The sequence below is a fragment of the Vibrio echinoideorum genome, from assembly GCF_024347455.1.
In the GTDB taxonomy this organism is placed as follows: domain Bacteria; phylum Pseudomonadota; class Gammaproteobacteria; order Enterobacterales; family Vibrionaceae; genus Vibrio; species Vibrio echinoideorum.
Map to the genome: position 1 here is coordinate 1,064,766 of NZ_AP025484.1, position 15,428 is coordinate 1,080,193.

Genomic DNA, 15,428 nt, shown 5'->3' on the forward strand with positions numbered 1-15,428 from the left:
TTAAAACGTTTTTCTAAGCAGCTATTTCTTACTTAATGAGCTTCCAGCTATTTAAATAATGCTAAAACAGCTAATAATGAGAAAAGGGCTCAACTCACTGTCGAGCCCTGCAATTTTTATATGATTCCTAAATTTTTACGTTCTGAACTCCAAAGTAAAAGTTAAAAACGATGCTGATATTGAACACCAAGCAAGAGAGCATCGGCAGTCACATCAGCAGTTATATTGGAACTCGTTCCTGGAATCGTCGTCAGGTTTTCGTCAATATCTTGTGATTCTCCGATGATAAACCCGACTCCAACGTCCACAGAACTGGCAGCCGTGAAGCTATAAGTCCCTCCAACTGTGAGCCAGTGTCGGTTTACATCAGGTATAGACAAGGATGTAAGTTCATCGGTCGGTGAGATGTCGTACATGTAGCCCGCTCGTAGAACGATGTCTTCTGACATGGTGTATGTACCACCGACAGAAACATGCCCTGCATCTTTCCATTGATACTCTTTGATCGAGTCGTCATAAGAGTTAGATGTTAGCGAGTCAAATTCAGACCAGTTCACCCACTGCAGACTGTAGTGAAAAGCCCACTGATCGTTGAGTTGGTGCCAACCGGAAAACTCCAAAGTATCGGGTAACGGGACGTTCATTTTGTCAGCAGAAACGCCTGCTTTAGTGATGTCACCTTCAACTTCGATATCAGGGCTGTAGCGATAAGAAATACCGAACCTGTTTCGCTCATTCACTTGATAAGTCGCACCAATGTTGGCTCCCAAACCAAAGCCGTCCGCATCTACATTCAACAAGCCCTGACGGTAGATCTCACCTTCACCGTAAATAACGTCAAGCCCTGCACCTAAGTTGATTTTTTCAGACAACTCATAAGCCACAGCAAAACCAACGTTGATACTGGAAAGCGCCGTTTTGCCCCCAAACTCATCTGCTTCGAACGAGTTATCAAATTCAACATCAGTGCCAAAGTTGGAGTGAACCGTCGCACCTAATGTGAACTTTGAATCTTCGATAGGATGAACATAATGAATGTTTGGAACTAATGTCCCTGCGTCTAATGATTGGTCATCCAACATTTCAGTATCACCAATCATTGGCGTGTAGCTAACACTAGACACATCAATACCACTATCGATATAGATAGCGCCGACAGAGAGTGTTGGTTGTTCGATGTAAGCCATCGCAGCACTGTTCTTAGCAACAATCGCAGCGCTATCGGCCATCACAGCATCACCCGCGAATGCACGACCTAACCCTGTTGCGGACTGTGCGTTAAGTTGAAAACCGGCCGCGTTAGTCAGGCAAGGAACAAGAGCAACTGCAGTACCCAATAACAGTTTATTCTTCATTTTGAGGCACCTCTGTTTCGATATGATCTTCGTTCACTATCTCGATTGAGGCACCCTTTGTTGTTACCATCGAGGCAACGGCAACCTGCTGAGTATTGGTCGCATCCCAAACAAAATTAAGCTCTTCTGAATCTGGAAATCCGGGTAATCCCGATTCGTCCATCGTTCCTTCATAAGGGAACAGATAAGTACCATGCCCTCCCGTGGTCGTTCGAATGACCCCGCGAGTTTCAGTAGTAGTTAATGGCTGTCCTGTCGTGCCCGTAATTGGGGCCAATCCCAAAGCCTTAATAAGTGGCTCAGTTCCCGTTCTTATGTTGTCTGGAGCTGAGTTGGGAACGACACTGTCTGGAATGTAATCAACGCCGACATCACATGAGTCACCTACAGCCGCCAACAATAACGTTGGTTGTTCGTTGTTGGCTTGACGGGATGTAAAACTCGCAGGATCTGAGCTGTCGATGGCAGCCTGAACTCCCTGCTTTAAACCAGTCACAAGAAGGTCATAAATATCATTTTCTAACTGGCTAACCGTAAGAGCATTTTCGGAAGATAAACTGACAAATTCGTTCAACGCCGCGATACATTGTTGATTGGTCGTATCTGTCACGCAGCTTTCAGGAACAACTGTCTCAGCAATACTGCGCTGTACATCTGGGGATTTTTTCACTCCTTCAGACATTTCTGGCCCTAAAGTTTGAGATGTTAAAGTTAGATTGGTGAGCCCCTGTCCTGGTACGACGAAGTTAACTGTTTTAAAACCAAACAAAGGGGAGTCTTGACTGAATTCACTCACCATGACTGACATGATTCCACCCAAGGAGTGCCCTACTAAGTGAATATTTTTTCTATCAACCCATGGCTGACCATTCAAAGCAAAACGTAAACCTAAAAAATCCGAAACCGACTGTTGTAAATTGGAGCGAAGAGCAAGAGGCGAGTCGATATTGATGAAGAAAGATTTGTTCGCTTTAGCACTAATTTCAAGCCCATTTACATCGTATCTCATGCGCTCACCATGATAAGGCATATCAATAGCCACCACCGCAAAGCCCTGTGTTGTATAATCTTTTGCCATTAGCGAAGCGGCAGACTTATCAGCTGTAACGCCATGAACAAAAACCACCGTCGGTAGCTGCTCGATTCCATCCCAACGAGCTGGGGTGTAGATATCAGCATTGATAATTTGTGACTCTACGACAATTGGAAGTGGATCATCTTCAGTAGGAAAGCCACCAGAGCCTGTTTTCATCCATTCATATAACGGTGGGCATGATGCTTTAGGCTCGTATTGATCATAATTACATTCAGCCTCACGACTTTCAGTAAAAGGTAAATAAAATGGAAGCTTCAATTTTTGAGTATAAAGATCATATTTAGTCGTTTTATCTTCGACTAAAATGAGCTCTCGTGAGAAAGTCGTTCCTTCAGAAATATGGTTATCCCTCATCGCATCTAAAGTCGAATAAGCACTCTGCGTTGTAAACTGAGCGGCATACACAGGAACACCTTGTTCAGGAAAGTGCTTGTAGTATGCGTCCATAGCACTGAGTACTTGTTTCTGTAATTCAATATCTCTTTCACTTTCAAGGGGAACACCTGAATATAAAAGGTCATTGAAAGATTGCGCAGCTTGAAGCGACTCTCCAAATTCTGTTTTCACACCATCAGTTACAACGACTGAATACAGTTCATGTGGTTTGAGACTAGCTTCACATTGAATCTTAATATTTGAACCATCAGCTTCAACGCGAGTTGCAACTAATTCCCCACTCTCATCAATTAACACGACATTATTTAATAAAGAGTTGTTATCTAATGGATAACGCTTATCTGAATTAACACTTTGCAGAGGAATTAAAATCGGTTCTGCACAAAGGCCCCAGCCATCTAGTGCTGCGTATGAATTGTTGTAATCTTGATAATAGGCATCGTTAGCCGATGACATTACGACAGCGTCTTCTCCAATTCCCGAGATTGTTCCGTCTTCGTCATACCCATACCCATCGTTCGGTTTTGGTAGTTCGTTAAGGTTGTAAGGAACCAAAACTGAAACAGGTTCTTGAGTCGAGTCTTCAGACTGACAGCCGAGTAAGGCAAGCGTCATTAGCCCACATAGATATGGCTTATTGAATTCTTTCAAAACAGCTCCTTCGTAGCTTTCGCATTTAACTGGTGTGGTCATGCGTTTATCGTTATTTGAGTTGCCGATTGAGTCGGAGGTAAACTCGACTTTTATTCGCAGAGAGCAAGGCAACACAGAGATGGAATGACACGTTGATAGAACTACGTAAGAAATTTGAGCACTTTACCCACACCCACTAAATCAGCGTCACCAGTTAATGATCTAATAGCAACGGACACCAAGCACCTGAAACCGCATTAAACAACCTCAAAAAGGTTTATAAGGGAATCTAAATAGGGAAATAAAATAAATTTATTCAATAACTTAAATATCAAAGGAGACAAAGTCAGCGAGTTTATATTTGTAGTAACATTTGTTATATTTAGGTTAGAACGCTTACAACAATGAGAACCCAGATGTCTGCTGAATTTATTATCAATGATGATATACAAGTCAATTTAGAAGAGAGTGAAATCCATCACTTTAAGACAGGTCGTACATACCCAATAGGTTCGAATGAATCAGAGCTACTCAAGTTTTTTATCTCTCGACCGAATGAAGTAATCACTCGCCAAGTTCTGATCGAACAAGTGTGGGTTTCTAAAGGTATATACGTTGAAGATGGAAGCTTAATGCAAACCATCTCTATCTGCCGAAAAGCTTTGGAAGACAAAAGTGGAATGATCATCGTTACTGAACGTGGTAAAGGTTATCGATTTGCAGGCCAAGTAACCCAAGACAAGCAACGCGCGCTGAGCAAAATTCAATCGCAGTTAAAGCAAGAAGCTCAACAGCAAACCGAAAACATTGTAAAAGAGAGTACAACGACAGAAAAAGCAGTTCATACAAAGAAAACAAACAATGTATTAGCACTCATTGCTTTATTTGTGGTTACCACGGGTTTATCCCATTACTTGTTCTCCTATTTAGATAGAAACAGCTTAGGTGAAGATCTTACAGGTCAACATTTTATCTCCTGCAAAATAGAGTCAGACGAGTTCACTTTTAAAGAACTCTACAACGTCACTCTTTACGAATATAAGGGTCGAAAAATCATCATCGATAATTCAGGAAAATCTTTGAGCTTCCCTAGTGAATTTAAAGGAGTTACTTGTGAATAAAGAAAAACAGATCTTCGTTGCCATCGCCATAATCGGTATTTTAGTCGGCTGGCTGACAACCCTTATTCCTCAAACTCACCTTAAAGGTCATTATTTGGCCAACACAGCCTCGGTGGTGAATCCGCCAGAAAAAATCATTTACAATCAGGCTGCCGTTAACATCGAGTTTAAGAAAAATAACAGCTATGAGTTGTTATATGTCTCAACCAAAGAAGCTGGCTTTGCATCATCAGGCACTTATGCGGTTACCCAACACGATATTTCGTTAGACGAAACTCAACATGAGCAAATAATGCCAAATAGAGAACTCACATTTTACGAAAAGGTAATGATCAGTGAAGGTGCAGTGTTGTCTTCGGATGCCATGACTTATATCCCATTGAATGATGAAGAACTGTTATTGGTCACTCAGCGCGGAATGATTCATTTCTGTAGAAAAGTAATCTGTGCCGATCTGCCAGCTTACTCGAATTCAGCTCCTGAATTGAACATCAACTAATAGTTTTGACTGTCAGCTATATCGGTCGATAACTATGCTTAAATCAATACGCTAAGTTGACGAATAAACCGATGCTTTTACACACCGACTCAATTTTCTCTGACGCCTACTTATTTTCTTAATCAAGTAGGCGTTAGCTCATTAAATGCTCAATATTAATGTGAAAATACCCCTTTCCTTATGATTATTCTCGCTAGCCCCGAAAAGTCACAAATTTATAAACTCAAACCTTAATATGCAACTCTTCACAACAAAAGTGATCCAAGTTATATTCTAGCGAGTGATATAATTTGTTTATTAACATCTAAACAACAGTAGTTATTCATGATTTACAACCACAATTAACATCGAAGAAAATGTTTGTTTTAGATCATATCAACCTCAACTATGCCTCGTGCCACAGTGCAGTTTTCTGTACATTCATTGTCATATTCTGAAACACTTTCTTATATTTTTTAAACTTTGTGGAGATTTCTATGTTAGAGCTCTTGATCGGATTAGTGATTACCATCGCTGTTGGTTACTTTATTGTTAAAGGCTATAAAGCAGCAGGCGTATTACTAACTGCTGGCCTTGCCCTACTTCTTATTACTGGCCTTATTGGTCACACAGTCTTACCAGCTAAGGTCGCTTCTACAGGTAACATGGTTACCGACTCACTAGAATTCGTTAAGTACATGCTTCAGTACCGTGGCGGCGGCCTAGGCATGCAAATCATGCTTTTGTGTGGTTTTGCTTCTTACATGACGCACATTGGCGCAAACAACGTAGTAGTCAAACAGTTCTCTAAACCGCTTGCTGCTATTAAGTCTCCTTATGTACTGTTAGTTGCGGCATACATTGTGGCTTGTTTGATGTCACTTGCAGTAAGTTCTGCAACTGGCTTGGGTGTGCTACTTATGGCAACCCTATTTCCAATGATGACGGCAATGGGTATTTCACGCCCAGCAGCGGTTGCAGTTTGTGCTTCACCTGCAGCGATCATTCTTTCACCAACGTCTGGTGATGTTGTTATTGCAGCTGAAAAATCAGGAATGTCTCTTGATGTGTTTGCCGTTCAAACGGTACTACCTGTTTCTATCTGTGCAATCATCGTGATGGCTGCGGCCGCTTTCTTCTGGAACAAGTATCTGGATAAGAAAGAAAACACACCAATGGAAAAAGTAGACGTTTCAGACATTGAAACAACGGCACCCGCTTTCTACGCTGCCCTGCCATTCCTACCAATCATCGGTGTTTTCCTGTTTAACGGTCGTACTATTCCAGGCCTTTCACTTGATATCTACACCATCGTCGTCGGTTCTATCTTTGTGGGCGCTATCATCGATTACGTTGTGAAGAAGTTCGACGGTGAGAAAACATTAGAAGATCTAGACTCTTGCTACCAAGGCATGGCAGAAGCATTCAAAGGCGTGGTAATGCTGTTGGTTGCGGCGGGCGTATTTGCTCAAGGCCTAATGTCTATCGGTGCAATTGATAACCTAATCGGTCTTGCTGAATCAGCTGGCGCTGGCGGCATCGCGTTAATGCTTATCCTTACGGGTCTAACGGTTGCTGCTGCTATCGCGACAGGTTCTGGTAACGCACCTTTCTATGCTTTCGTAGAACTTGCACCATCACTTGCGGCTAAAATGGGGCTGAACCCTGCGTTCCTAATCATCCCAATGCTTCAAGCATCGAACCTAGGTCGTACCATCTCGCCAGTCTCAGGTGTAATTGTAGCGACATCTGGCATGGGTAAAATCAGCCCGTTTGAAGTCGTTAAACGTACTTCCGTACCAGTAATCTGTGGTCTTATCACGGTTATCTTCGGTACGCTTGTTCTAGTACCAATGGCAGCTTAATTCTTAGTAAAATAGACATGATAATTCAGATATAAAATGCTTAAACAAAAGGCGCTGAACTTAATAAGTTCAGCGCCTTTTTAGTATCTCTATTTGCTTATTTGAGTTCCACGCTCAGATTTCAAGAAAAGCTATCGCAATTTGAATTGAGCATCATGACTATGCATCATCATTAAGCATCGAAATTAAGCAGTACGGCTTGAAATAGTTTCATTTCAAAGGAACAAGCCCTACTTCATGTCACCATAGCGTTCTAGATACAAAACCGTTGCAGCAGTACGAGAAGGAACTTGTAGCTTTTTAAGCAAGCTTTTCATATGTACCTTAACTGTCGATTCAGAAATAAACAGATGGTCAGCGATTTGCTTGTTACGGTAACCTTTTGCGACTTCTTGAAGGATCTGCATTTCACGTTCAGTCAATTGGTCAAAAATGTCATTGCGGCTGTCTGCGTCGTTTAAGTAACGAGAAACAACACTGCTGTAGGCTTTGTCACCGCTATGTGCTTGCTTGAGCAATTCAATTAATTCATCAGGTTCAGTGTCTTTTAACAAGTAGCCATCAGCACCCGCTTTAACAATAGCTTCGATGTCTGCAGGGCTATCCGAAACAGTTAAAATGACAATGTTAGCGCTTGAACCATCGGTACGAAGAGCCTTTAAGGTATCGAGCCCAGACATGCCTTTCATATTAAGATCCAGTAGGATCAAGTCAGGCTCTTCTTCATGCGCCAGAGCGACCGCTTCAGTGCCGTTGCTTGCTTCCGCAATCACTTCGAATTCATCTTCAAAGCTCAGTAATTGGCTTATACCTCTGCGCATCAATGGATGATCGTCAACCAGCATTACTTTACAAATCGTCAACTTTAACTTCCTTCAAACTTTTATATTTTAATATGACTGTACAGCCTTTACCTTGCGCCGTTTCAATCGTTAGTTCGCCATTCAGTCTTGCCGCACGCTCCTGCATAATGCTCATCCCGTAATGGTTCATCTTCGAACTATTTGGGTCAAAGCCATCTCCATTGTCTTTAATCACGACGAGTACTTCACCGTCTTCATCGATACAGCATACATCTATCAAATCGGCATTGGCGTGTTTTATGGCGTTTATTGTTGCTTCACGAATCAATTGAAGCAAATGAACCTGGCTATGAGCATCAAGTTCAATGGATGAAAGATTATTATTTAGATTGATCTTTGCATCCGTTCTTTCACTGAGTTGTTCGAGCATTGTGCTCAAAGCGTCTCCAAAGTTACCCTCTTTTATCGTTAATCTAAACGTAGTGAGCAACTCTCTTAATTGAGTATAGGCATCGGCTAAACCGTTGCCGATTTCTAATGCTATTTGTTCGGACTGTTCTCGGTGCTTATGTTCGGGTAGTTTACCAATAACACGCTTCAATAGCGTCACTTGGATTTTTAAATACGAGAGTGATTGAGCTAAAGAGTCATGCAGTTCGCGTGCGATCGTCGCACGTTCTTCCATGATGATCAGCTGTTCTGCTTTTTTCTGAGCACGATTATAATAAATTGCTCTCGATAACAGTTGAATAAAGCTTTCAATCAGCACCTTTGTTGTGTGCCCATGGTGATATGAGCAATAGAGGTAACCTAAAATGAGTTCATTATCATCAAGCTTCATTTCAAACTTTTCATAATCTTGATTCGAGTCGTAACCCTCATCCAAAATCAATGAACGACCTGAATTATCGACAATCTCGAGCCTTAACGATTCAATGCCTTCAAGGCTAACTAAATGCTGCAGAATCGCCCTAAAATTTTCTGGAGCGATACGCGTAACCGTCAATTCTTGTGAGGAATAATAGAGCGCCTGCAATGATTGATTTGCGTTTTGCAGCTCTATTGTTTTCGCGTCAACAACATCTTCGAGGTTACGATAAAGAACCCCTAAGTCCTTAGCCATGGAGTTAAAGGTTTTAGTCAAAATACCCAATTCGTTATTATTCGTGACCTTCAATTGCACCTCAAAATCACTGTTTTTGATCCTCTGACTTGCTCGAACTAACGCATGTAAAGGTTTAACAACTTGCTTACGGACAAAATGAACAACAAAAAGAGATATGACTAAGATACCACCCAGACCAAATCCGCCAGCCCAAGCCAATTTTATCAGTTTATATTCTGAGTACTCTTGTAACTTGAAAACGAAACCATCAATTTCAGCGACGAAGTTTTCAACCAAAACTAAATAGTGCTTTCGGTCTTCGCTATTTAATACACGCTTAAGTTCATGCCAACGACCAATAATCAAATAGTAGTCTTCCGTTATGTCCGTAGGAACATCCCAACTGACTAATTCGGCCATTGAAGGCGAATATAAAGACTTTTCAAATTCATGGATGTGAGAATCGTAATCAACTGATTCTATTTGAATATCATGCGCCAAACGGTAACTCTGCATTCGCATAGAACCTGCCACGTTAACTGCTTCTGCGTCGTTGAGACTAGACGCCAATGTGAAGATTGCAAAACCAGTGGTAGCAACCGAAAGAAGCAATATAAATAGCAATGATTTCGCTATTGTACTTGTTACAGATGAAACCGGTTTAATAAGCAAAAGCAATGTCCTAGATAAAGGTAAGTGGCTAGCGAGAACCTATTGTCACACATCAAAAAACAGAGCTCCATTCAATATGTGACCAAACGCTTCGTAATTTATTGATCTAAGACAATATAGGATCCTATTTAGCCCTTAAGGGGTATTTATACAAATATTTCTAAAACTACACTACTTGTGAGGATAAATGACAAGATATTAACAAAACAATGATCTACAATTACAACATCTTAGCAACATTAGTAGGCATTTAGTGGTAGACCTATCGAGACGACGCCTATTTTCTAGGCGAAAAGTAGATTCAAGCCAAATTCGATTGCCTTGGATTAAAAGCCTAGAAAGCTTCGCAGATGACTGTACACGTTGTGGCAAATGCATCGAAAGTTGCGAAACGCACATCATCATTGTTGGCGACGGTGGTTTTCCTACTGTCGACTTTTCTATAGACGAATGCACGTTTTGTTATCAATGTGCTGACGTTTGTCCTGAACCAATTTTCAAACCCAAGGAAGAGACGCCTTGGTTAGCTAAAGCAAACATCTCTGATAAGTGCTTAGCGCAACAAAACGTTGAATGCCGAAGCTGTGGTGACTTGTGTGAACCTATGGCAATTCAATTTCAACTTAGAGCAGGCAGTGTTGCTCTACCAAAAATCGAGTCAGATAAGTGTAGTGGTTGTGGCGCTTGCGTAGCAGTTTGCCCTACTTCAGCTATTCTTGTGAGTAATGCATAAAACAAAAATAACGAGAGCAATTTATGGCACTAAATGAAGTGCATATATCAAGTTTAGTCGTGCATGTGAGCCCAGAGCACCTGAACGAAATCAAAGCTGAAATCGAGAAATACGATAATGCAGAGATTTACGGAGACAGTCCTGAAGGCAAAATCATCGTGGTCCTAGAAACCGAAAACCAAGGTTTTGTAACGGATACCATCGAAGCAATAAATAACATTAAGAACGTTTTAGGGACAGCTTTGGTTTACCACCAAATCGAAACTGAACTCGACGAAACGGATTTAGAAACTGGAAGCAACAATTCTCAACTTGAGGGTGAAGTATGAAAATGACAAGACGCGCGTTTGTGAAAGCAAACGCAGCTGCATCAGCGGCAGCCGTTGCAGGCGTATCACTACCAGCAACAGCAACCAACCTGATTGCTAGCTCTGATCAAACAAAAATCACGTGGGATAAAGCGCCTTGTCGTTTTTGTGGTACGGGCTGTTCAGTACTAGTAGGTACTCAAAACGGCAAAGTGGTTGCGACTCAAGGCGACCCAGAAGCACCTGTAAACAAAGGCCTTAACTGTATTAAAGGCTACTTCCTTTCAAAAATCATGTACGGTAAAGACCGTCTTGAAACTCCTCTTCTTCGTATGAAAGACGGTGAGTTCCATAAAGATGGTGATTTCACACCAGTATCTTGGGACACAGCTTTCGACGTAATGGCTGAGAAATGGAAAGCGGCTCTGAAAAAGAACGGTCCAACAGGTGTTGGTATGTTCGGCTCAGGTCAGTGGACAGTAATGGAAGGCTACGCAGCTGTTAAGTTGATGAAAGCGGGTTTCCGTTCAAACAACATCGATCCAAACGCTCGTCACTGTATGGCTTCAGCGGTAGGCGCATTCATGCGTACTTTCGGTATCGATGAGCCAATGGGTTGTTACGATGACTTTGAACACGCAGACGCATTTGTACTGTGGGGTTCAAACATGGCAGAAATGCACCCAGTATTATGGACTCGTATTACAGACCGTCGTCTAAGCCACCCACACGTTAAAGTAAACGTACTGTCTACTTACTACCACCGTTCTTTTGAGCTTGCAGACACGGGTTACATCTTTGAACCTCAATCAGATCTTGCGATTGCTAACTTCATTGCAAACTACATCATCCAAAACGATGCTGTAAACTGGGACTTCGTGAATAAGCACACGAACTTCAAGCAAGCAACGACAGACATCGGTTACGGTCTTCGTGATGACGATCCTCTACAGAAAGCAGCAGCAAACCCTAACTCAGGTGCAATGACTGCAATCACTTTTGAAGAGTACAAAGCTTCTGTTGCTGAATACTCCGTTGAGAAAGCATCTGAAATGTCAGGTGTCTCTCAAGATGATCTGATCAAACTTGCGAAGCAATATGCAGATCCAAACATCAAAGTAATGTCACTTTGGACTATGGGTATGAACCAACATACTCGTGGCGTTTGGATGAACAGCCTTGTGTACAACATCCACCTTCTAACAGGTAAGATTTCTACTCCAGGTAACAGCCCATTCTCACTTACTGGCCAACCATCTGCGTGTGGTACAGCTCGTGAAGTTGGTACGTTCTCTCACCGTCTTCCTGCAGATATGGTTGTTGCTAACCCTAAACACCGTAAGATTTCTGAAGAAATCTGGAAACTTCCAGAAGGTACTATCCCAGCTAAGCCAGGTGCTCATGCTGTTGTTCAAGACCGTATGCTTAAAGACGGCAAGATCAATGCGTACTGGATAATGTGTAACAACAATATGCAAGCTGGTCCAAACATCAACACTGAACGTCTTCCAGGTTACCGTAACCCAGACAACTTCATTGTATGTTCTGACCCGTACCCAACAGCAACAGCTCAAGCGTCTGACCTTATCCTTCCAACAGCAATGTGGATCGAGAAAGAAGGTGCTTACGGTAACGCAGAACGTCGTACACAAGCATGGTACCAACAAGTTAAAACGGTTGGTGATGCGAAGTCTGACCTGTGGCAAATCATGGAGTTCTCTAAACGCTTCACTGTTGAAGAAGTTTGGGGCGAAGAGCTTCTTGCTAAAGCACCTGAGTACCGCGGTAAAACAATGTACGACGTGCTTTACAAAAACGGCAACGTTGACGCATTCCCATTGTCTGAAGCTCAAGAGCTTAACGACGATGCACAAGCTCAAGGTTTCTACGTACAAAAAGGTCTATTCGAAGAATACGCAACCTTTGGTCGCGGCCATGGTCACGATTTAGCACCATACGATACTTACCACAAAGTACGCGGTCTACGCTGGCCTGTTGTTGATGGTAAAGAAACACTATGGCGCTTTAAAGAAGGTTCAGATCCATACGCTAAGAAAGGTTCTGACTGGGACTTCTACGGCAAGCCAGACGGTAAAGCACTGATCATCAACGCGCCATACGAAGCGCCACCAGAAGTACCAAATGATGAGTACGACATGTGGTTATGTACAGGTCGTGTTCTTGAGCATTGGCATACAGGTACTATGACTCGTCGTGTACCAGAACTTTACAAAGCAGTACCGGATGCACTTTGTTACATCCACCCTGCAGATGCAAAATCTCGCGGCCTTCGCCGTGGTGATGAAGTTCTTATCGAAAACAAACGTGGTGAAGTTCGAGTCCGTGTTGAAACTCGTGGCCGTAACCGTCCGCCACAAGGCTTGGTATTCGTACCATTCTTTGATGCAAGAATTCTGATCAACAAGTTGATCTTGGATGCAACCGATCCTCTGTCTAAACAGACGGATTACAAGAAGTGTCCAGTTAAGATCACTAAGGTTTCTTAAGCGGAAATTGCTTTTAGAACCTAGATACAAGATCTAACGTATTTAATATTGCGACTACTTTTCTCATCACTTTTTGAAAGAAGTAGTCCACTCAAAGAATTAGCCTTTAGGCGGAGAAATTAACCATGAAAAAACTGATTACTGCCCTACTATCAGCTGGTCTTTTGCTAGCTGGTGCAGTTCAAGCTCAAGCTGAGCTGGATAACCCAGGCGGCATTGGTGGCGTAGAATCTCTACGTGGTGCAAGTGAACTTGAAGCTACTCGCGCAGCAGATGACTTCAAAAAGTTCCCTCGTGACCAAGTACTCGAGAGTGACTACGTATACCAACCACCTCTAGTGCCTCATACTATTCGTAGCTATGAAGTTTCTCTTAACGCTAACAAGTGTCTTTCTTGCCACAGCTGGAAAAACGCAAAAGAAATGGGTGCGACTAAAGTGAGTGTAACTCACTACATGAACCGTGAAGATGCGGTACTTGCAGACGTCTCACCTCGTCGTTATTTCTGTCTACAGTGTCACGTACCTCAAGCTAATGCTAAGCCACTAGTTGAGAACGAGTTCAAACCTGTAGATTCACTGCGTTAATCGTAGCCAGACGGTAAGAGAGGCTATATATGATAAAATTACTTAAAGCGTTTTGGAAAAGACTCGCGACACCAAGTAAGGCAGCGGTAGGCGTTGTACTTTTTTTGGGGTTTGCAGGTGGTCTTTTATTCTGGGGTGCATTCAACACAGGTATGCAAGCAACCAACACGGAAGAGTTCTGTTCTGGTTGTCACGCTCCTATTGTTGCTGAAATCCAAGAAACAATTCACTACTCTAACCGCTCAGGCGTTCGTGCTATCTGTTCAGATTGTCACGTACCTCACGAGTGGACAGATAAAATTGTTCGTAAGGTTCAGGCATCTAAAGAGTTGTACGCGCACTTTATTGCGAAAACCATAAACACTGAAGAGAAGTTTAAAGCACGTCGTGCTCACCTTGCTGAACGTGAGTGGAAACGCATGAAAGGCAATGACTCACTTGAGTGTCGTAACTGTCACCAGTTCGATTACATGGACTTCTCAGAGCAGAGCCCTCGTAGTGCGAAACAACACTCAACTGCGCTAGCTTCTGGTGAAAAAACGTGTGTAGATTGCCACAAAGGTATCGCACATAAACTACCAGACATGCACGGCGTTGAAGGCTGGCAATAAGGAGCGATTGAATGAGTACTTTAGAAAGCGTAATTTGGCACATCCTAGGTTACAGTGCTATGCCAGTTATCATTCTTGGTGGCTTTGCAGGTGTTGCAGCCGTATCTCTTTGGCTTTTATCTATGACTAAAGACAAAGAAATCGATTAGAAATCGAAATTGCGTCAACTTTTACCAACTATTTTTGATCCATTCTGATATGGGTTGACGCAAAAAAGCCACTGAATTCAGTGGCTTTTTTATTATCTGACCATTTTATGTCTACAAGACACACAAAAAAACACCCCTATTGACGAAGAGGCATCACCTACAATTGATTTATTTTTCTAATCGACCAAATAGTGGATTTAGAAGAGAGACACTGCTTATCGCCCTAAGCAGCTAATCACTACAGTGTAAAAGTCTTGCCGGTCTTCACATCAAGATAAATCTTATTTTCAAGAGATAAACCACCGCAGTAAATAAAATAGACATCTCGGTTACTGTATTTAACAGATTTAACCCAACCACCTAACTCTTCAAAGTCACTTGGATCGCACTCTCCTTCAGAAATTAGCTTAGCTACCGTATTTCGAAATTTCTCTTGGTGGATCTTCAGATCGTCGGATTTAACTAAGTAAGAATCCAGTATCTCTTTTTTTTCTTGAGCAGAAATAATTACTTCGTCATTCGACAGTCCAGACATAGCAATCCATTCAGCAATCTGAGGGCCGCCTTCTTTTAGAACAATGTAGTCTGAGATTCTGGCCCACTCGCCTTGCTTCTCGAGTACTTCGACTTTTTCACCTTTATAGAGGTAATCTGTTATCAAGCCATCAATTTCCGGCTGCTCTAATACTTCAAGTTTTCTATCCAGAACGTAAAACTCCGTTTGTTCTGGCTCAGGTTTAAGGTCCATTATGGAGGTTAGATCAGATTCAGATTGTTGAGTTACATCTTCAATTGGTTCTTCAGTTTTCTCTGGTGGTGTTGGGTCTTTTTTCATAACAAGGAAGTAGTACGCCGCTCCCCCTCCGCCCAGTATTAACAATATAAGTAAAGCGATCAGCCCTTTTTTCATCAAATCCACCAGCTCTTCCGTTTTAGGTATGCTTCAGTGTACATCAACTCCTGCTACCACTCATCTATACTCTCTTTAGAGAACACACTAAGTAGAGGA

14 protein-coding genes are annotated in these 15,428 nt (G+C 42.2%); 9 read left to right on the top strand and 5 right to left on the bottom strand.

The window, feature by feature from the left end; translation table 11 throughout:
• Positions 1-161: 161 nt before the first annotated feature.
• Both OCV36_RS20970 and OCV36_RS20975 read right to left on the bottom strand, forming a co-directional pair.
• Positions 162-1,355: an outer membrane protein transport protein gene (locus OCV36_RS20970; protein WP_135455134.1), complete on the bottom strand. Its 1,194-nt coding sequence runs from the start codon at positions 1,353-1,355 to the stop codon at positions 162-164.
• The gene (locus tag OCV36_RS20975; protein WP_135455136.1) at positions 1,345-3,540 is read right to left on the bottom strand and encodes an alpha/beta fold hydrolase; all 2,196 of its coding nucleotides are present in this window, start codon (positions 3,538-3,540) and stop codon (positions 1,345-1,347) included. Before OCV36_RS20975 ends, OCV36_RS20970 begins: the two co-directional genes overlap by 11 nt.
• 356 nt (positions 3,541-3,896) lie before the next feature.
• Between OCV36_RS20975 and OCV36_RS20980 the strand changes: the two genes are divergently transcribed.
• From OCV36_RS20980 to dcuC, 3 genes are all read left to right on the top strand, one after another.
• Positions 3,897-4,601 carry a winged helix-turn-helix domain-containing protein gene (locus OCV36_RS20980; protein WP_017076054.1) on the top strand — a complete coding sequence of 235 codons (705 nt, stop codon included), beginning with the start codon at positions 3,897-3,899 and terminating at the stop codon, positions 4,599-4,601.
• A complete protein-coding gene (locus OCV36_RS20985; protein WP_135455138.1) occupies positions 4,594-5,100 on the top strand; it encodes a hypothetical protein in 507 nt (168 codons plus the stop codon). The genes OCV36_RS20980 and OCV36_RS20985 overlap by 8 nt, the downstream gene beginning before the upstream one ends.
• A gap of 476 nt (positions 5,101-5,576) precedes the next feature.
• The gene (dcuC, locus tag OCV36_RS20990) at positions 5,577-6,944 is read left to right on the top strand and encodes an anaerobic C4-dicarboxylate transporter DcuC (protein ID WP_016785306.1); all 1,368 of its coding nucleotides are present in this window, start codon (positions 5,577-5,579) and stop codon (positions 6,942-6,944) included.
• 230 nt (positions 6,945-7,174) lie between these two features.
• Here the strand turns inward: dcuC and OCV36_RS20995 are convergent, their stop codons facing one another.
• Together OCV36_RS20995 and narQ are read right to left on the bottom strand one after the other, a co-directional pair.
• Positions 7,175-7,807: a response regulator gene (locus OCV36_RS20995; protein ID WP_017076057.1), complete on the bottom strand. Its 633-nt coding sequence runs from the start codon at positions 7,805-7,807 to the stop codon at positions 7,175-7,177.
• The gene (gene narQ, locus OCV36_RS21000; protein ID WP_135455140.1) at positions 7,794-9,524 is read right to left on the bottom strand and encodes a nitrate/nitrite two-component system sensor histidine kinase NarQ; all 1,731 of its coding nucleotides are present in this window, start codon (positions 9,522-9,524) and stop codon (positions 7,794-7,796) included. Before narQ ends, OCV36_RS20995 begins: the two co-directional genes overlap by 14 nt.
• 253 nt (positions 9,525-9,777) lie before the next feature.
• Here narQ and napF point away from each other — a divergent pair, with 253 nt between their 5' ends.
• The 6 genes from napF (at position 9,778) to OCV36_RS21030 (ending at position 14,419) form a co-directional block, all read left to right on the top strand.
• Positions 9,778-10,257, top strand: coding sequence for a ferredoxin-type protein NapF (napF, locus tag OCV36_RS21005; protein WP_135455142.1), 480 nt, complete (start codon positions 9,778-9,780; stop codon positions 10,255-10,257).
• Between the two features lie 23 nt (positions 10,258-10,280).
• Positions 10,281-10,586, top strand: coding sequence for a chaperone NapD (locus tag OCV36_RS21010; RefSeq protein ID WP_017076060.1), 306 nt, complete (start codon positions 10,281-10,283; stop codon positions 10,584-10,586).
• Entirely contained in the window at positions 10,583-13,072 is a 2,490-nt protein-coding gene (gene napA, locus OCV36_RS21015; RefSeq protein WP_017076061.1) for a periplasmic nitrate reductase subunit alpha, read from the top strand. The genes OCV36_RS21010 and napA overlap by 4 nt, the downstream gene beginning before the upstream one ends.
• A gap of 125 nt (positions 13,073-13,197) precedes the next feature.
• Positions 13,198-13,659 (top strand): nitrate reductase cytochrome c-type subunit, encoded by a 462-nt coding sequence (locus OCV36_RS21020; protein WP_004731324.1) that lies wholly within the window; start codon positions 13,198-13,200, stop codon positions 13,657-13,659.
• Between the two features lie 29 nt (positions 13,660-13,688).
• Positions 13,689-14,270 (top strand): NapC/NirT family cytochrome c, encoded by a 582-nt coding sequence (locus tag OCV36_RS21025; RefSeq protein ID WP_004731326.1) that lies wholly within the window; start codon positions 13,689-13,691, stop codon positions 14,268-14,270.
• 11 nt (positions 14,271-14,281) lie between these two features.
• Complete coding sequence (locus OCV36_RS21030; protein WP_004731329.1) at positions 14,282-14,419, top strand: TIGR02808 family protein; 138 nt, start codon at positions 14,282-14,284, stop codon at positions 14,417-14,419.
• Positions 14,420-14,657: 238 nt separating this feature from the next.
• On the opposite strand, the gene OCV36_RS21035 is transcribed toward OCV36_RS21030, so the two are convergent.
• On the bottom strand, positions 14,658-15,338 hold the full coding sequence (locus tag OCV36_RS21035; protein ID WP_135455144.1) for an SH3 domain-containing protein: 681 nt from the start codon (positions 15,336-15,338) through the stop codon (positions 14,658-14,660).
• Positions 15,339-15,428: the final 90 nt, after the last annotated feature.